Raw genomic sequence first — 18,792 nt, 5'->3', positions numbered from 1 at the left:
GTTGACTCCACCAAGCGTGCGGTCACCGATGTGCCGGATCTGTGCGTTGCTGTAGCCCTCTTCGGGGAGTCGCCGTTACAGGTGGTCTGTGCAGCCCGACTGCTGATGGTTGTGGGCACACTTGGCGCACAGGTGCCGCACAGCACGTCTTGTGTTCGCGGGGAGAGGGCTGTGGCCGGATGAGTCCGCGGCGCAGGGGGCAAGGAGAGCCAATCGACCGACAGGCATGGCCCGCCGTTGGGGCTCGGCTGGCCTGGCTCGTCTACTGCGACGAGCTTCATCGTGCCAACGGGATGCGCAGCCTCAGCATGCTCGCGGCGGCGATGCGTATGACCTCTCGTAGTCGGATCAGCAAGATGCTCCGGGGTCTGGAATTGCCTGCCGACCAGGAGCAGGCCAGGGCTCTACTGCAGGCGCTTGGAGCAGTTGGAAGCGAGATCGCTCGCGGATTGCGCCTGTACCAGGCGGTACGCGGCGATGACCTGTCAGGCAAGCGGGCAACCCACCGGCCGGGCTGGTGGCAACGGTCCGGCTACGTCGAGCAGGTCGGCGATCTCGCCCCGCTCGAGTTGTTGGACCGCGACGACGAGCTAGCCGAGTTGGCCGGCTGGTGCGCAGACGGCGATGAAACCTATGTGTGGTGGCAGGCCGGAGCCCGAGCAGGGAAGACCGCATTAATGGCCTGGTTCGTCCTGAACCCGCCGCCTGGCGTTTGGGTGGTCTCGTTCTTCGTCACCGCCCGCTTGGCGGGGCAGGCTGACAGCGCCGCGCTTACCGATGGGCTGCTCGACCAACTGTCTGCGATCACGGGTACCCAGCTTCCGCCGCTGACCTCCTCTGCGGCGCGTGAGCGACTGCGTCGTCAACTGCTCGGCGAGGTCTCAGCACGAGCGGCAAAGACGGGTAAGCGGTTGGTGCTGCTTGTCGACGGATTGGACGAAGACTGTGGCTCCATCCCCGGCTCGGGGCTGTCCAGCGTTGCCGCTTGTCTACCCAAACGGCTCCCGGACGGCCTGCAGGTAGTCGTCGCCGGCCGCCCTGACCCGCCCATCCCGGCTGATGTCGATGCCGATCACCCTCTGCGCAGCTGTCGAATCCGCCCGCTGAGCGCCTCGCCGCATGCTGCCAGGATCACCGAGCTGGCACGGCTAGAGCTCGACGAAGTCCTGGCCCGAGATCCACACGATGGTCTGGGCTATGAGGTTCTCGGCTTAGTTACCGCTAGTGGCGGCGGGCTTGACCTCTCTGACCTGCAAGAGCTCACCAACCAACCCACCTTTAGGATCGACCGGCTCCTGCAGGGGGTGTTTGGTCGCACCATCGCTCGTCGTACTCACCCGCAGGCCAACGAACGGGTTCTTACGTTCACGCACGAGACCTTGAGGCTTCAGGCCGTTGACAGACTCGGCCCACCTACGCTCGCTCACTTCGCCGAGCGCATACATACGTGGGCCACCAGCTACCAGCATCGTGGCTGGCCCCCCGCCACCCCTGAATATCTGTTACGCGGATACTCTCGCATGCTCATGAATGCCGGTGGGATAGAGCGGCTGGTCGCGATAGCCACCGACCCTGTCCGCCACGACAGAATGCTGGACACCACCGGCGGCGACATCGCGGCCCTGACTGAGATCATTGCTGCCTACAACCTCAACAGTGCCCAGCCGTCTCCCGATCTGTTCAACGCACTGCGCCTGGCGTGGTACCGCGACCAGATTGCCGACCGCAACTCCCACATCCCTACCCGATTGCCCGCCGCTTGGGCGACCCTTGGCCAACCCATCCGCGCCGAGGCCCTTGCTCGGTCGATCACCGATCCGGATTCGCGGACACAGTCCTTGGCTGAACTAGTCGGGGTGCTGGCTGCGGCGGGCGAACTCGACCGCGCCGAGCACATCGCCCGCGCCCTCACCGACGACCATCTACAGACGCAGGCACTCGCCGATATCGCCCAGGCGCTAACCGACGCTGGCGAACTTGACCGCGCGGAGCAGATCGCCCGCGACATCACCGACCCGCGGGTGCAGGCACGAGCCTTGGCTGACCTGGTCAAGGCATTCGCCGGTGGCGGCGATTCCGACCATGCCGAGACGATCGCCCGATCGAGTTCCACCCCTGGTATGCGGGCGCAGATGTTGGCCGATTTGGTCGCTGCGCTAGCTGTCACTGGCGAACTCGACCGCGCGGAGCAGATCGCCCGCGACATCACTGAACAGGTTACGCGAGCACGAGCCTTGGCCGACCTCGTCAAGGTGTTCGCCGCCACTGGTCAGCCCGACCGCGCCGGAGCGGTAGCCAACGCTGCTGAGGACGCCGCGCGTGTCATCACCGACCCAGTGACACGGGCACGGACCATGGCCAACTTGGTCGAAGCGTTCGCCGCAGGCGGCGAAACCGACCGCGCCGCAGCGCTTGCCAATGCTGCCGAGCACACCGTTAGAGCTATCGACGACGTGCATTTGCGGGAGTGGGCGCTCGCGGGCCTAAATGGGATGTTGATTGCCATCGGCGAGATCGACCGCGCCGAGGGAATAATCCGGTCCATCACCGAACCGCGACTACACGCGCAGTCGTTGGCCGACATGGCCAGGTCGTTGGTTGCCGCCGGCAAGCTCGGCCGCGCCACCTCATTAGCCATCGCCGCTGAGCAGGCCGCTTTATCGCTGACGGATCCGAAAATCAAAGACCGGGTCATTGCGGGTTTGGTCGTAGTATTGGCTGAAGCCGGACAAGTAGACGACGCCGAACGTCTCGCCTTGACGCTCAGTGACGCGTCCTTGCGAATGCAAGCTCTGGCCGACCTTGCCTGGACGCTAGCGGCCACCTTCAAGGCTGATCGGGCCGAACAGGTGACCCGCGCAATCACCGACCCGGACCTGCGGGCGGCAACCTTCACCGACTTGGCCAGAAGATTCACAGCAGCGGGCGACGTGATCCACGTCATGGTCATAGCCAGGGCAGCTGAAGAGGCGGCGAGGTCAATCGCCAAGCCGAATGTGTATGCGCAAATCTTGACCGACTTAGCCGGGACTCTAGTAGCCGCTGGCAAACACGACGACGCCGAACTGCTCGCCCGATGCATCCCTGAGCAGAGGCTGCAGGCGAAAGCATTGGCCCACCTGGCCGCGCAGTTGGCAGCCGCCGATGAGGCACGGCGGGCAGCGTCTATGGCCGCCGAAGCCGAGCGTGTCGCACGTTCTGTCGCTGACCCCTACCCCCAGGCCGAAGCACTTACCGAACTGGTCAAAGCACTGGCCGCCGCCGGCGACTTCGACCGCGCCGAGCAACTCGCTCTAACTATCACTGACCCCCGAGCGTTAGAGAAGGCACTTGCCGAAACGGTGAAGGCATTGGCTGTCATCGGCGAATTCGGCCGCGCCGAGCGGCTCGCTCAAACCATCACGGGACCGCAGGGGGAAGCGCTTAACGAGCTGGTAAGGGTGGCAGCCGCCGCTGGCGAACTCGACAGGGCAGAACGGATCACTCGAATTGTCAGAGACCCTGAGGGCCAAGTGCGGGCGCTTAGCGAAATGATCAAAGCCCTAGCTGCAGCCGGCGAGCAAGCGCGTGTCGTGAAAGCCGTCGATGTGGCCCTGCGGGCCGTCTTGTCCATCACAAGTCCCGACAGGCAGGCGTGGGTTCTGGCTGACCTTGTCGGGGCGATGGCTGTCGCCGGTGAGCATGATCGCGCGATAGCAGTTGCTGATGCCGCTGAACGTGCTGCCCGTTCTATCGCCGATCCGTTCACGCAAGCGCGGACATTGGCCCCGTTGGTCGGCGCCTGGATTGCGCTCGATGAGCCGGGTCGCGCCATGGCCGCTGCTGCCACGGCCGAGCAAGTCTCACTGTATATCAACGACAATGAATTGCATGCGCTCGTACTAACCGACCTGGTCGAATCATGGGCCAAGGCTGGCCAGCCCAAGCGTGCCGAAGAGATCGCATGGTCTATATCCGATCACACATGGAGGGCATTAGTTCGACATGAGCTTGTCACCGCGTGGGTAGCCGCAGGAGACCCCGCGCAGGCGATGCACGTCGCTGAGCACCTCACCGGCCGGTACTCACGATCAGCTGCTCGAGAACAATTAGTCGAAGTATTAGTGTCCGTTGGAGAAATCGAGAGCGCTGAACGTATCGCCCCGCTTCTCGAGAACCCGAAATCACAAGCACGGGCACTTTGCAATGTGGCCTTGGCCGCTGACCCCTCTAAAGCGCGATCATTGGTCGTGACAGCGTTGGCCGCCGGGCCATGGGAAACGGTCGTACAGGCCATCGCCCGCATTGACTCGATGGCCCTGTCCGCCTTTGTGGAGGAGTGTGTCCATCGAACAAACGACTGACGTTGCTGAGGTTCCCCCCAGGAAGTGGACACCGACAGCTCCTTGCGGCGCGTCGGTGACGTGTACCGTGCCAAAACTCGTCGCACATGTTGTGAGCTGGGAGTTGTCGGCTCGGATTGATGATCGCTGGTATGGTCGTGCGGTTGCTGTACCTGGGGATGATCCGCCTGTTCAACGGCCTGGGGTTGTTGATCCGCCGTGACAGGGCGTTGCTGATCGAGGTCCTCGTGCTGCGGCACGAGGTAGCGGTACTCCGCCGGCAGGTTCGGGGCCGGCCGCAGTTGTCCTGGCCGGGCCGGGCGATCCTGTCGGCCCTGGCCCGCCTGCTGCCGCGTCGGATGCGGGAACATCGGATCGTTACCCCGGCGACGTTGCTGGCCTGGCACCGCCGGTTGGTGCGACGCCACTGGACCTACCCGAACCGACCTGGCCGGCCACCCGTCAGCGACGAGATCCGCGACGTCATACTTCGGCTGGCCCGAGAGAACCCGCGATGGGGACACCGCCGAATCCAAGGCGAGTTACATCGACTCGGCCATCAGGTCGGGGCGGGCACGATCCGGCGGATCCTGGCCGGCCGCCGTGTCGGCCCGCCGCCCCGCCAACAGGACACCGACTGGCGGACCTTCCTGCGCAACCAGGCCGCTGGCCTGTTGGCCATCGACTTCTTCCACCTCGACACGATCCTGCTACGACGCCTCTACGCGCTGGTGGTCATGGAGTTGTCCGCCCGACGGGTCCATCTCCTCGGGATCACCGCGCACCCCACCGGGCAGTGGGTAACCCAGCAGGCCCGCAACCTCACCATGGACCTGGGCGAGCGCGTCAACCAGTTCCGGTTCCTGATCCCCGACCGCGACGCCAAGTACACCACCACCTTCGATCACGTCTTCACCGCCGAAGGCATCACCGTGGTCAAGACCCCACCCCGGACCCCACAAGCCAACTGCTTTATCGAACGCTGGGGCCGCACCCTCCGCGACGAGTGCACCGACCACGTGTTGATCTATAACGAGCGGCACGCTCTGAACCTAGTCGGCGAGTACGTCAACCATTTCAACGACCACCGACCGCACCAAGGGCGCCAGCAGCGGCCACCCAACCACGACCCAGCCGTCATCATCCCCATAGACAAGCCCATTCGCCGCCGAAGACGCCTCAGCGGGCTGATCAACGAGTACCACCGAGCAGCCTGAACTGATCTTCAAAACACCAGGTCACCGCCATTGAACGAGTTTTGGCACGGCACAGCCGAGATCCGCAAGGCCGTCCTCGGGAACGATCCGCTCCCGAACAGCGCAACCTCCGCCCAGCCTGCGCCGTCGTTGTCCGCCACCGAGTCGACCGTGCCACCGCGGGCCCAGCGACGGCGGTGGTGGTCGTCGAGGGCCCGCACCTCGTGACACCGGCGCGGGCAGCTGTCGCCGACCGGCCCCTGGATCGGTGGGCCGCTCGCGCCAGCCGGCGAACCCCTTCCACCCAGCGCGTTCAGCAACCGGAACCTGCCCGCTAAAGCTGGCGCCTACTCCAACCGGCCCGTGGCGGTGGCGCCCCTTCGACACCGTTAGCTCAAGATATCCAAGGTAGGTAGCGCGTCCACTATCTTCATCGTTTCCAGGCTAACGGTCACGATCCGCTTGAGGAGATCGAGTATGTAGTGCGGATCGTCGGACCAATCGTTTGGGTCGTTGACGATACCCGAGTCCTTGTCGGTCTTGACCTGGTACCGATCGATGATCCACTCAATGGCCGACCGGGCACCGAGCTGGTAGCGGTACGCCTCCTCTGGGATGTTACTGAGGACCACTCGCTGGTTGTATAAGATCGTCGATCGGTCCGTCACACCCTTGGTCTTGGGAAACTTCATTTTGGCGACTCGGAACAGCTCGTCGAGCGGGGTGGTAGAAGCGTCGCCCGCTATTGTCTCGACGACGCCCTGGTGCGGCTTCACCTGTTCGTAGCCGATGTGCAGGTCGGCGAGCTTCCGGCCGGCTTTGGCAAAGCTGCGGAAGTCGGCCACCTTCGGGATACGCGGCAGAGTTTTCTTCAGATCTGCCGCGAACCGTTCCCGGTACTCCGGCGAGTGCAGTAGCCCGTACGTGTAGTAGAAGATGTCGTCCTTTGTGATTGCGGGATCGCCGTAGCTTCGACGATAGACAGCGAGAGCATGGTCGGTGATGTTGTCGATCCGTTCATAGCCTCCCTCGCCTTCCGACGCGGAGAAGAGATCATCGCCCTTCCCAAGTTCCCGATAGATGTAGCGGGCGAAATGTGGGCCGACACTCTTGGTGCCAACGGCGTGGAGGTCGGGGATGGCATCCGTCATTAGGAGCGAAAAGGGCTCATCGGAGCCAGTGCCGGTGATGTAGAAGCCGTAGTTCCCTTCATCTCGCGACGGGAACATCCTTGGTAGCTGGTAGGTCCTGTTGTTCAGTAGCGAATCGAAGTACACATACTGCTTGGTAAACGGTCTATAAAGGGAACGGAACACTCGGTCGGGTAGGAACCGGTACTGCACTGCCTGGATCAGGCGTCCCTTGTCGGCGTGATTCCAACTGATGCGTTTCGGGTCAGTGTCGATCCATTGCTCGACATCGCGCACGGTCGGCTGCGTCAGTCCTGCGGCCTTGCAGTGCTCCGCGAAGCCCGCTACCTGGCTGTTGTAGAAGTCGACCATTGAGCCGATATTCTCCGCGAGCTTCTCGGCCGAGAAGTTGTAGACCCACGAGTCGCGATTCGTGCCGAGGCCCAAGGAGTGCAATTCGAAGATCGCGCCCACTCGGGCGGCCTTATCCTTTTCACCCAGCGGCTGGAATGTTGCGAACCGATCGTCTCGCTGGTTGATCCAGTCGCCCGCGTCGTTCGGAGTGATCTGCTGCCAGTCGACTGTGTCGAGGTGCTGAGAACCGACGATGCGAAGCTTTTCTTCACGGGTGAGATAGTCGCCGATGTCCCGATAATGCAATGTGCATCCCGGGTTCATGCCCTCGCGCTTGCCACCCTTAACGAGTATGAGGATGGCGACGGTGTTGCGACTGCCGGAAGCGAAGATCTTCCCGCCCTCCTTGCGGGAGAGTTCCCCGGCAGTGCGTTGGTTTCCACGCAGGTTGTAGCAGTAGATCGCATCGAACTCGTCAACCAGGGACTTTCGGAGCCCGTCGGCACTGGTTCCGTCGATGTATCCTCCGTTGGAGACATAGGCGACGATGCCCTCGTCCCTGATCCGGTCTGAGGCCCAGCGGATGGCGCGTACATAGGAGTCGTATATTTTGTACTTGAGGGTTGCACTGGACTTGGCCGCATACGTCTCAGCGATACGTGCGTCCAGAACCTCGTAACTGAGGTTCTGATTGTTGTCGTTCATGCTGTCCTGGCCCACAGAGTAGGGCGGGTTGCCGACAACGACAGTGATGTTCTGCTTTTGCTGCCTCTTGACGCGCTCGCTGTTGCCTTCGAGGACGTCCATCCCGTCCAGCTTTGCCGAGCCCTCGGCGAGTTGGAAGGTGTCCGTCAACACAATGCCCTCGAAGGGCAGGTACTCGCCACCGGCTAGGTCGTGGAACGCCGCCTCGATGTTGACGGCGGCGATGTAGTACGCGAGCAGCACGATCTCGTTGGCGTGCAGTTCACTCGCGTACTTGCGGACTAGGTCTTCTGGCTTGATGTAGCCGGACTGAAGGAGGCGAACGGGGAAGGTGCCGGTGCCGACGAACGGGTCGATGATCTGGACACCCTCGTCTGACAGCGAGCGGCCGAAGTGCTTGTTCAGTGCGTGTTCGGTCGAGCGGATGATGAAGTCGACGACCTCGACGGGGGTGTAGACGATGCCGAGGGCGTCGGCGGTCTTCGGTAGGGCGGTCTTGAAGAACTTGTCGTACAGCTCGACGATGACGCGCTGGCGGCCCTCGTGGTTGTCGATGCCTTCGGCGCGCACCCGCACCGACTGGTAGAACTCGTCGAGCTTCTTGCTCTCGGCGTCAAGCCCCTGGTCGTCGAGGATGTCGAGCATGCGCTGCATGGCCTTGGAGACCGGGTTGTGCTCGGCGAAGCCGTAGTCCTTGAACAGCGCGTCGAAGACCGGCTTGGTGACGATGTGCTGGGCCAGCATGTCGATGGCGTCGCTCTCGCCGACGCCGGGGTTGATGTTGACCCGGAGCTCGCCGAGGAACTCCTCGAAGGCGCTTCGCTTGTCTGGCAGCGTGAGAGCGGCTTTGATCCGGGTGACGTGGCGGTCGGCGATCTGGGCGATGTCCCTCGCCCAGTCCTCCCAGTACTGCCGCTGGCCGACCTTCTCGACGATGCGGGCGTAGATTGCCTCCCGCCAGTCGGTGACGGAGAAGAGCGCCTCCTGGATGTGCTTGGCGCTCTGGGCTTCCTTCGCCTTCGCGGCCTCGGCGCTGGCGGCCGTACTCGATCCATCGCGGTCGCCGACCGACTCGTCACCCGGACCGATGCTGCCGATGCCGATCTTGTTGTCGGGCTTGTTCTTGTTCAGCTCGATCTGGTTGACGGTGGCGTTGAACCGGTCGTCGTGGGCGCGCAGCGCCTGGAGGACCTGCCACACCGTCTTGAAGCGCTGGTTGTCGGCGAGCGCCTTCTCGGGCGCCATGCCGGCGGGGATGGCGACCGGCAGGATGATGTAGCCATAGTTCTTGCCGGGAGCAAGGCGCATGACCCGCCCGACGGACTGGACGACATCCACCACGGAGTTGCGGGGGTGGAGGAAGAGGACGGCGTCCAGGCTCGGCACGTCCACGCCCTCCGAGAGGCAGCGGGCGTTCGACAAGATGCGGGCCTGCGCCGGGCCCGGGTCCTGCTTCAACCAGTCCAGCAGCTTGTTGCGCCGCAGCGTGTTGAACGTGCCGTCGACGTGCTCGACCTCGCAGCGCAGCACCTCGTCGTCGGCGTCGTCGTAGGCGTCGACCACCTCGTTGAAACGTTTGGCGATCGCGGTCGAGTCGGCGATCGAGCGGGCGAACGCGACGGCCCGTTTCATGGGCGCCTCGCCCTCGGCGAACCCGGAGCCATCGGCGAACGTGCCGGTTCGTTTCGCCATCGCGTTCCAGCAGCCGATGATCTTCGCGGCGTCGTCGAGTCTCAGTTCGGAGTCCCCACCGGCAAGACCCTGCTGCAGGGTTCTGGCGACCCTGCCTTCGTCCACGGTGAGGATGAGCACCTTGTAATCGGTGAGCAGGCCCCGCTCGACTGCTTTCCCGAAGCCCAGTCGGTGGAACTCAGGGCCATACGTGGCCTCGTCGTCCATTGAGGCCAGCAACGCGTCCGCGTTCCTCGCCTCGGCCTTGGTGTCCTCGTTGTAGATCCGCGGGGTGGCGGTCATGTAGAGACGGCGGTCGCCGCCGAGGAAGGCGTCGTCGTGAACCCGGACAAACGACGACTCGTCATGGCCGGCCAGCGTCACGCCAGTCGTACGGTGAGCCTCGTCGCACAAGATTAGGTCAAAGCGAGGCAGGCCCTTATGCTGGGCCGCCGCCACCGTCCCGATGGATTGATAGGTGGAGAAGACCACAGTCAGCCCCGGCTCGGCCGCGACCCGGGCCATCTGGTCGATCAACCGGTCCGGATCGGTGGTGGCGGGCAGCGCCAGATCGTACGTGGCCATGTCGTTGTCGTCGCCCGAGGCCGCTCGCTGCTTGCCGACTTTCGTGTCCGAGCACACCGCGAACGCGCGCAGCGTCACTTCGGATTCGTACGACCATTCGCGCAGGCTCTGCGAGAGCAGGGCGATGGAGGGGACCAGGAAGAGCACGGTGGTGTGCTCTGCCTCCCCAGCGACGGCGCGCTCGCGCTGTAGCCGTTCGGCGATTTTCAGGCTGGTGAACGTCTTGCCGGTCCCGCACGCCATGATCAGCTTGCCGCGGTTGTGCTTGGCGAAGCCGGTGAAGACGTCGTCGATCGCCTCGCGCTGGTGCTTGAGCGGCGTTTTCTTGGCCCGCAGCGTCATCTCGACTTGGTGGTCGAGGGTGGGCAGGTGCCACTGCACCGGGCTCTGCGCGATCTCCTCGAGCCCGATGCGAGTGACCGGAATTTGCTGATCTGTGAGGGCCATTTCGGCGTGGACGTTCCACTTGTCGGTCGTCGAGATGATCAGGCGACGGGTGAAGCCACCCTTGCCGGAGGCGGTGAAGAAGGAGTCGATATCCGCCTTTTCCACGGTATGGTCCGGCTCGTAGAACTTGCACTGGATCGCGCAGTAGCCACCCGTCTCCCGGTCTTGCGCGACCAGGTCGATGCCGACGTCCCGCTTGTCGGTTGCGGCTCCCGGCCAGTCGGCCCACATCCACACCCGGCTGAACTGTTCGGTCCACTGCGGGTCGGTGCTGAGGTACTTGAGCATCAGTTCCTCGAAGCGGGTGCCACGATCTCGATTGCTCGGCGAGTTGTCGCGGATCGCCTTGATGACGTCGTGCACGGTCGTGGTCGTCGTCACTGCGCTTCGAATCCCGTCACAATTGCCGGCGAGCCACCACCCGCCGGAAGAGTCACCCCGGAGGTACGGGACTCTACCGTCACCCACCGCTGCTGTGGATACCGCCGCAGTGACGGGCCCCCGGCCAGCCCGGTCCCCGCTTGGCGAAACCCATGGGACAACCTATGGCCCGGGTCATCCCATGATGTCGACCAAGTCGTCCGAGGGTTCGAACAGACGTTGTACGGGTACGCGGAGTTGGAATGCTTCCTTCGACAGATCGAGCAGAGCCTGCTCGCAGTACCTGACGCCCAGTGGGAGCGGGGAGTCGCCGACTGTACGGACATGCAAATGCCGCCACATGGCTTGACAGGCGACCCCCGTGCTTTCCACCACCTGCACCGCCTGTTCCCGCGTGACGAGCCGACCCTCGATGGCGTCTGGCAGGCCTTGCAGCCTCTCGGCTGAGTGACGCGCGATAGACATGGCCTCGGCGTACGCGACGCTGTGGACGAGCGCGGCAGCGTCCGTCTGCCGGACCTCCTCAATGGTGGTGAGGATCCTGCCTGCCACGGAGCGGACCTGTTCAAGGGTGTCACGCGGAGTCGGGAGGGGCTGGTGCATGACCTTCGGCAGGTACACCTGGTACGTGCCGTTGCCCGTCACGACGAGGTCGACGCCACCGTCGGTGGGCAGAGTTGAACCCTCGTTGCCCCTGTCAGGCCAGGATGGCGACGGTGGGCCGACGATCTCCGCCAAGCCAGCTTCGAGGTCGACCTTGCCCTCGCGGGATGCGACTGCCTGGTGGTAGCGCTCGGCGAGCATGATTTCCTGCAGCCCCGCCGTGACATCCCACGTCTCCTCGAACTGGCGCTGGACTTCAATGCGGGCAGCACGGAGCGCTGCATCAATGCCCTCGGCGTTCCAGATCCTGACGGGCGGCTTCGGGTCAACGGCTGCAGGGCGGCTGTTCGGCGTTGGTGTGGTCCGGTTGTTCATGGTCGCCCCCTCGCTCACTGCTCGCCCGGGTCCTGCGCCCGCATGATCTCGGCGAGTTTGCGTCTTGCTTTCCACAGGCTGCTTCGCACCGCCTCTGGCGTCATGTTCAACTCCCTGGCGATCTCGGCCGGCTCGTACTCCTCGGATGCCCACAACAGCACCTGGCGTTGGCGCGGAGGGAGTTGCTGCAGAGCTGCCCGGAAGTCGTGCAGGGCTTCCGAGGCGGCGTATCCAGAGGCGTCCGCCTTGCGCGGGATCCTCTCCTCGTTGTCCTCCAATGGGAGCACCTTGTTCTCTGCCAGTCGCTGAACGCACAGCCGCGAGGCGGTCCTCCGCACCCAGGCCTTGGGGTACTCGATCGTGGACCACTTCTCGAACGCCAGGCGCATCGTCTCCTGCGCGATGTCGTATGCGTCAGCCTCGGACGCCCAGCCGTGCAGGTATAGCCAGGCACCCAGCCGGGTCATAAACCCCTCGTAGAACGCGCTGAACTCCTCGCGGATCCGTTCTCGATCGCACACCGTAGCTTCGTCTGTCTGGGCGTATAGCGTCCGGTGGAGCGTCCAGGACCAGTTGCCGTGCTGCGCTGGCGGCTCGGCCCGCTCGGCGGTCTTGTCATCCACGAGGGCTCCCGGTGACGGATGCGGCGGGCACGGTAAGGGTGATGCATGACCCGTCGGCGCGTTGGTCACGGAGTCGGCCACCGTGGGGCAACGCCTCGGCGATCGCGATGAGCGAGTCACCGCGGGCCTTCTCCTGTCGTACGTGCCACCGGACGCGGATCCACAGTGCCAGCAACCCGGTGAGGCTGGCGACAGCGGCAGCCGCGAGTCCGCCCCAGTTGGATGCGTCCACTGAACCTCGCTTCACTCGTCGGGGCCGCGCTGGTGCACGGCACTGATAGGTAGAGGGCGAAACACAGGGCTGCGTGAACCGCCGGATCAAGATTTTCTTACCCGCAGCGCCGTCCGCTGATGACAGCATGCCCGTCACATTCGGCGGATACCGACCTTTATCCCATCAACGCCGATGTCGTGGGCGCCCCCTTACCCCCACACATCCCTTAATCGAAGTACATCGCATAGCAACAGAGCGATTACTCTCTGACAAGAGTCGCCGATGGGAGGGAGCTTGTGGTGGGTAAGCGCAGCAGCCGGTCTCGGCGCCGGGAGCCGATTCGGCGTCCGATCCCGGCAGCGCGGCTGTCCGCGTCGGCGGGCACGGACCTGACGGAGCAGCACCTGGTCGACGGCTGGCGAGTAAGGGACAAGGTGCGAGTGCGGCTGGCCCGAGGCGCGGACATGGCTACGGTGGGTCGCCTCTCTGCGCTCGCGGGAGTTCATCTAGAAGAGGCAGTCGCCGACGCGGTGGAGGCCGGTGTCGGTGGGACCGCATTGCGGGCCGGCCTAAACGGTGGTCCGGACAAGTTCATGCGGCACATGGCTGAGACGTTCATCGGTCCGGGGGCCATGGATCTGCGCCGGCTGCTGCCGCCAACGACCCTGGTGTTGGTGGCCGAGCACGATGAGTACGGTGTCATCGGGGCGCTGGTTGCGTACCCGCCGGGCGGTGTGATCCAGCAGCTCGTCGAGCATCACCGGCGAATAGGGTTGACCGGTGAGCAGCTGTCCCAGCTGGTCATGGCTGGTGTGATGTGGATCGTGCGGGTCAAGGCGATCGCGGTTGATGAGGCGATGCGCGGTCACGGGATCGGCAGTACGTTGCTATACCGCTGCCAGCAGATGTACGCCCGTTGCGGCTACATGATCACGTATGGGCAGATGGCCGACAGCCCGGCGCTGGAGCGGTTCTACCGCAACCACAGTTTCGAGGTGCTGGAGCGTGACAGCGGGTTCGACCCGTGGGTGGTTCTCGGGGTGCACACCGAGATCCGACCCGACCCGGGTGAGCGCACGTTCGTCCGATATCAGGAGGCCGGCCGGGACCGACGGCGGCCTGGGCGGGTGCCGGTGCCGCGCGGCGGTCGGACGCAGTTCGACCCAGGCACGCTGGCTCTGTCTGACGACCATTTGCCGTCGCTGTTGATGCACGGTTCTGGGGAGTTGCTTGCCATCCAGTTCCTGCCCCTGCTGTGGGTGAAGATGGCTGAGGGCCAGCGGGCCAATGCGTGCCTCGACGCGTGTGCGCAGCTGCGGCACGCCTACCAGCAGTTCGGTATCCGCGCCGAAATCGTGCCGGTCGGTGTGGTGATCCACTACCCGGACGGTAGTAGGACCCGGTACGCCACCGACGAACCGCGCTGGCACGACGACGCCACTCTGGTCGGGCACACCGTCTTGCTGCTGCCCGACCACGGCAGGCTAGTGGACCCGACGATCGAACAGGTCCCGGAGATTCGGAAGCTGCGACAAGGCCCGGTCATCGGGCGGCTGCCTGAGCAGAGCCGGCATGCGCTGTATGACGGCGGGACCGGCTTTGCCGTACAGCGCGCCGGTCTGCTCATCGAGTACCAGCCGGTCCGGCCCGAACACCGGGATCGGCTGCTGAGTGGGCCGCTGCTGACCCGCAACGACGCCGAGTACCGACGCAGCGCCATCAATCTAGCCGCGATGGCCGTACAGGCGTTCCGCGATGCTGGAGCCGTCGACCGGATCCAACAGACCACCGCCTTTCCCCGCCTCACGGCGTTGCTCGACGTCATCGGCGACGCTGTGATGGGTGCCGACGAGAGCACCGGTGACGTGCTGATTCACCTTCCCGGCGGGCCAGTCCGCCTCGACCAGGTTCCGGTCCCCGGCTCTGGCCTAGGCGGACAGCAGTAGCCCTCGCACTTCCGCGCCTGACGGATCGCCGCCGCTCTACAAGCGCGCATGCTCAACCGAGTGCACGAGAGTTTGGTTAGCGTGGATGGCGAGTGGTTCCGGGGAGGCGAAAGGCGCCGACTCAGGTGATGGGCGGGCGATGCGGGCACAAGTAGTCCGGCCCGATGCGAGGTCGAGCGTGGTACGTCGATCCGGGCGGACGATGGCCGGGGCAGATGCCGGCGGGCACTATCTTTGTGTGGCGGCGGTGGAAGCCTGGTTCATCGGCGGACCGGTAGACGGACGAATGATGCCGGTGGAGACGACCGCAGCGGGCGTCCTCCCGGCGGTGGTGAGGATGCCGCAGGCTGGGTTGTACGTCGGTGCATCGGAGTGCGCGATGCCGGTGGTGGCGCATCTGTACGCCCAGAGCGAGCGCTGGGATGACGTCCAGGTGTACTCGTACCAGGGAATCGATGAAGCGAGCCGATGAGGGCTGACGAACTCCTCGACGCGGAGCAGGTAGCCCTTATGTGGCTGAGGCGGGCTCTCGGCGACTTGTACGTGCACGACTGGGCCCTGCTTCGTTACGGAGTCGGCGAGCGAGCGCTGACCGCTCGCCTCACCCATCACCTTGTGGCGCACGTGGATCCGATGTGGCACGTGGACGCCGAGTACGACCGACAGGGCAGGAAAGGGGCCATGAAGGTTCGGGACAGGGCCAAGAGGACGCGAATGCAGCCGGACCTTGTCGTCCATCGACGAGGTCTGCGGGGTATCGAGAACAATCGGCTGTTCGTTGAGGTGAAGCGCCGGTGGCAGCAGCCGGCGGGGGATGCCGATGACATCGACAAGGTGCGTCAGGCCGTGATCGAACATCGATATTAGGTAGCAGCAGCTGTCGGTATAAGCACGACGGGAAGAGGTTTTTCGCCGGTCTGGACCGTGTACGTCCCCTCGCGGAGGCCGCGAAGCGGTACCCGCCGGAAGGCTACGTTGGTGGGGTGGACGGAGGCGGTGTTCGATGAGGCGGAGCTCGTAGCTCTGGAGGTAGCCGCCCGGCAATCCGGAGCAGATTAGGGATCTGTGGGATGGGTCTTGGGGTTATTCATCGCCCGGGTCGCTGCGTGCCTCGCTGATGCGGTGCCGGGCGCGCGTCAGCGGGTAGCAGGCTGGGTCCGGTCCTGACGGAGAGGTCGCTCAGGGCCGGAAGGGCATCATGCTCAACCCTGCGGTGGGGCACTGTCAGCCGGGAGGCTTACTGCATCGCTTGGTGCCAGACCTGTCGGATGTATGGGCCGGCGAGGAAGAACGCCCGCTCCACGTCGTCTGGCCGGCGGTGTAGCCGGGTCGCCCATGCGTGGCAGTGGTGTACGTACTCGGCGTAGGTGTGCGGCGACGATCGGATGTCCCACGTTCCCGCGAAGGCCCAGAACGCCCACGCTGTCCATCGGTCCGCGATCAACGGGCCGTCGCCGCGTTCGTTGCTGTAGCTGGCGAAGTAGGCAAGCTTCGTGCCGAAGGCAGGGCCCAGTCCGCGTAGACCCTGCGGGCCCATCAGGATGTGCCACGTCTGCGCCGGGCGGTTCGCGTTCCCGCGGAGCGCGTCCACGAGCGCGGGTAGGCGTTGTTGTCCGTCCCGGTCGAGGATCCGGCGTGTGCGGTGCCATCCGTACGCCTGCTCGCCGAATCCCCATGCCATCGTTGCCACGAAGAGATCGAGCGGACGTCCGGCGTGGGAGCCCACCTGCTGACGACTGATGGTGGCGCTTATGTCGGTGTGAATGAGGACGTGCGCGACCCGTTCGACAGCGTCGGCGACGGCCGGGTCCACTGGTTGGCGCCGCCAGGCGGCGAGCTTCCATCGCACGGCGTGCGCAGGTGTGGGTTCGGGGAACGACTCGATGATTCGTTCCGTAATCGCCAAGGCAGTGATCTCGTCGGGTGCCTCACCGGCTGCCCGGCTGCGCACGAACTCGGCGAGAGCCGCTGTCCACTCGACCTCTGTCACGGCGGACATTGTCCTCACCTGCACCGATGGCTGCGGTCATACGACAGGACACGATTGGAGCGCTTGTCGGGTCACATCGCTATCAGCCGGTGGAGCAGTCGCATCAAGGTCGTGGTCGCCCTCTTCCGCGAAGGGTGGGGCGAGGTTGTACGTGAGAAATGTATTTTGCCTGGATTGGGTTCCCCGTCATCTGCCCTCCGGAGATCTATTTGATGCGGGCCATCTCCTCGTCTTCGAAGATTGGCTACTCCGAGTCGGGCGTCGTCGGCGATGGCCGGACGACATGTATCGCGTGAGAGGTGCTCGCTGGCCGCAAGGCTGCTCGGCGGCGTCGGTGGAAGTTCCACGGTCGGCGTTCCGGTGCTGCTCCGCCGTGTCGTGCCCACATCGCAGGGCCGGCCTTTCGTAGTGTCTAGCGGCAAGAAGTCCTGTTGGTGGGACCATCGCGACCGGGCAACGGTGGGCTCGCGTACGTATTGCTGTTGGTACGTGAAGGAGAGACCGAATGAAGCAGGGCGCCCCAGAGAGACGCCCTGCCAGTGGTGTCAACTAGCCGACAGTCCCAGGGCTGACACAGAACTGGGCTTGGGGACGCCGATCAAGCGAGTCGCGTCGGCTCTGAATCTCGCGAAGATCGCGGGTTCGCGAAAGTAAGGAGGAAGGCCCTCCATGTTCTGTCGGGAAATGACAGTGCGGTTCCGGGGTCGGTGGAGTCGAAGATGTCTACACCGCGGTCATGGCGCGAGACGGTGACGCAGTGGTCGTTGGCGCACTTGGAGCTGCGTCGTGTCCACAAGGGCGCCGAGTACTCGTTCTTCTCCATTCTTCCTCCTGAATTTCTCTGACTCGTGCTGGGGGTCGTAGTTATGGGTGGTTGTGCGAATCGGACGAAATCATTGGTCGTTTTCGTAGCTCGTCGGCGTGGAGGATGCCCGCCAGTCGAGCAACCACCCTCACGTTGCGTCTTGCAGGTGATTGCTCTTTGTAAGCAAAGTAGCAGGGCGGCGCCGGGTTCGGCTACGAATGTCATGGTCCATTGGCCCGCGCGGGGCTGGATGGGATGGTCTGCTAGCTTATTGCCACTAGTCATAGCCGGACAGGCGAAAGCAAACTGCTCCAGGCAAGTTTCCGCGTTCCTTTTGCCTGTTGCAATTATCGGCGGAAAGGCGTGGACGTGAGGACGGGCGGGCAGGGGCCGACGACTAATCGCAGGCGCCTGCGTATGGCGCTGCGCAGCATGAGGCTTCGTCGCAATTACTCGCTTGAGGACGTCCGCAGCGAGATGGAATGGTCGCTGTCCAAGGTCGTACGCATCGAGAGCGGCACGGTGAGCATCTCGGTCAACGATCTCCGGGTGCTGCTGTCCCTCTACGGCGTCAGCGACCCTGACGAGGTCGATCAGATGATCGACTTGGCGCGTTTGGCGCGCCGACGTCACTGGGCGGCGGAGTACCGGGACTACGTGTCGGCCTCCTACATGGACTTTCTGGGCTATGAGGACGATGCCGCACAGATCAGCCAGTACCACCCTTTCCTGATCCCCGGGCTTCTGCAGACCGAGGATTACGCACGGCTCGTGGTTACCGCCGGTCCGCATTACCGCAACGACAGTCAGGCTGCAGAGGCGAGGGTTCGGCTACGTATGGCTCGGCAGGCTCGGGTGTTCACGGCTGATCGGCAATGCTTAGTGCGTGTCGTGTTGGACGAGCGCGCGCTCAAGCCCGTCCACAGCCCCGACGTGATGCGACATCAGATCGACAAGATCGTGAAGCTTCTACCTCGCCTCGACCTGGTCGTCCTCCAGCAAGAAACCGCCGCCGAAGCCGGCTTCGTTGGTCCGTTCTCTTTTCACGAGTTCGACTCCGACCTTGATCCCGACGTGGTCTACCTCGACAACCAGCCCGACGACGTGGCCCTCGTCGAGGACGCCGACATGGTGGACGGCTACAAGGCCTCGTTCCGCGCGTTGTACGACCAGGCCGTCCCCGGCGAGGACGAAACTGCTCAAAAAATTCTCGACCGCTACCGGCCTCACTGACCATCCCGGTCACCGCCCCGCGCATGACGGGGCCTGGGCACAGGGATCACCTCGGCCTCAGGCCTGACCGCCCTCGGTCCACCCCTGCCTCCGTCGACGTCATCGGAGTGCCGCCGGCCGTACACAGGCTGCAGGATGACCCTCACCGACTCACGCCCTGTCGGGTACGCCAATACGATCAGCAGCACACCTGCCAGGACCGCTATGCGCAT

At 64.3% G+C, this 18,792-nt stretch carries 10 protein-coding genes; 4 read left to right on the top strand and 6 right to left on the bottom strand.

What is annotated here, in order from left to right:
• Positions 1-293 precede the first annotated feature (293 nt).
• Together O3597_RS26055 and O3597_RS26050 are read left to right on the top strand one after the other, a co-directional pair.
• Positions 294-4,343 carry a hypothetical protein gene (locus O3597_RS26055; RefSeq protein WP_281602693.1) on the top strand — a complete coding sequence of 1,350 codons (4,050 nt, stop codon included), beginning with the start codon at positions 294-296 and terminating at the stop codon, positions 4,341-4,343.
• A 119-nt stretch (positions 4,344-4,462) separates the two neighbouring features.
• The gene (locus O3597_RS26050; RefSeq protein ID WP_281602692.1) at positions 4,463-5,539 is read left to right on the top strand and encodes an integrase core domain-containing protein; all 1,077 of its coding nucleotides are present in this window, start codon (positions 4,463-4,465) and stop codon (positions 5,537-5,539) included.
• Positions 5,540-5,907: 368 nt separating this feature from the next.
• On the opposite strand, the gene O3597_RS26045 is transcribed toward O3597_RS26050, so the two are convergent.
• The 3 genes from O3597_RS26045 to O3597_RS26035 form a co-directional block, all read right to left on the bottom strand.
• A complete protein-coding gene (locus O3597_RS26045; RefSeq protein WP_281602691.1) occupies positions 5,908-10,791 on the bottom strand; it encodes a DEAD/DEAH box helicase in 4,884 nt (1,627 codons plus the stop codon).
• Positions 10,792-10,965: 174 nt separating this feature from the next.
• Entirely contained in the window at positions 10,966-11,769 is an 804-nt protein-coding gene (locus O3597_RS26040; RefSeq protein ID WP_281602690.1) for a hypothetical protein, read from the bottom strand.
• A gap of 14 nt (positions 11,770-11,783) precedes the next feature.
• A complete protein-coding gene (locus tag O3597_RS26035) occupies positions 11,784-12,392 on the bottom strand; it encodes a sigma-70 family RNA polymerase sigma factor (RefSeq protein ID WP_281602689.1) in 609 nt (202 codons plus the stop codon).
• 513 nt (positions 12,393-12,905) lie between these two features.
• Here O3597_RS26035 and O3597_RS26030 point away from each other — a divergent pair.
• The gene (locus O3597_RS26030; protein WP_281602688.1) at positions 12,906-14,552 is read left to right on the top strand and encodes a GNAT family N-acetyltransferase; all 1,647 of its coding nucleotides are present in this window, start codon (positions 12,906-12,908) and stop codon (positions 14,550-14,552) included.
• A 228-nt stretch (positions 14,553-14,780) separates the two neighbouring features.
• Here O3597_RS26030 and O3597_RS26025 read toward each other — a convergent pair whose 3' ends face one another.
• The 3 genes from O3597_RS26025 to O3597_RS26015 form a co-directional block, all read right to left on the bottom strand.
• On the bottom strand, positions 14,781-15,410 hold the full coding sequence (locus O3597_RS26025) for a hypothetical protein (protein WP_281602687.1): 630 nt from the start codon (positions 15,408-15,410) through the stop codon (positions 14,781-14,783).
• Between the two features lie 379 nt (positions 15,411-15,789).
• Entirely contained in the window at positions 15,790-16,542 is a 753-nt protein-coding gene (locus O3597_RS26020; protein WP_281602686.1) for a hypothetical protein, read from the bottom strand.
• A 598-nt stretch (positions 16,543-17,140) separates the two neighbouring features.
• Positions 17,141-17,365: a DUF397 domain-containing protein gene (locus O3597_RS26015; protein WP_281602685.1), complete on the bottom strand. Its 225-nt coding sequence runs from the start codon at positions 17,363-17,365 to the stop codon at positions 17,141-17,143.
• Between the two features lie 399 nt (positions 17,366-17,764).
• Here O3597_RS26015 and O3597_RS26010 point away from each other — a divergent pair, with 399 nt between their 5' ends.
• Entirely contained in the window at positions 17,765-18,580 is an 816-nt protein-coding gene (locus tag O3597_RS26010) for a helix-turn-helix transcriptional regulator (RefSeq protein WP_281602684.1), read from the top strand.
• The last annotated feature ends 212 nt before the right edge of the window (positions 18,581-18,792 follow it).

Origin of the sequence: Verrucosispora sp. WMMA2044, from assembly GCF_027497155.1 — a bacterium.
Classification (GTDB): domain Bacteria; phylum Actinomycetota; class Actinomycetes; order Mycobacteriales; family Micromonosporaceae; genus Micromonospora; species Micromonospora palythoicola.
Note: the sequence above shows the minus strand (reverse complement) of the source record. Positions and strands in the feature narration are given on the sequence as shown.

Bases quoted from the DNA above. Each gene is read 5' to 3' on its own strand.
- O3597_RS26055 (WP_281602693.1), top strand. From the start codon at position 294: ATGCGCAGCCTCAGCATGCTCGCGGCGGCGATGCGTATGACCTCTCGT.
- O3597_RS26050 (WP_281602692.1), top strand. From the start codon at position 4,463: ATGATCGCTGGTATGGTCGTGCGGTTGCTGTACCTGGGGATGATCCGC.
- O3597_RS26040 (WP_281602690.1), bottom strand. From the start codon at position 11,769: ATGAACAACCGGACCACACCAACGCCGAACAGCCGCCCTGCAGCCGTT.
- O3597_RS26025 (WP_281602687.1), bottom strand. From the start codon at position 15,410: ATGTTCGATCACGGCCTGACGCACCTTGTCGATGTCATCGGCATCCCC.
- O3597_RS26015 (WP_281602685.1), bottom strand. From the start codon at position 17,365: ATGGAGAAGAACGAGTACTCGGCGCCCTTGTGGACACGACGCAGCTCC.
- O3597_RS26010 (WP_281602684.1), top strand. From the start codon at position 17,765: ATGGCGCTGCGCAGCATGAGGCTTCGTCGCAATTACTCGCTTGAGGAC.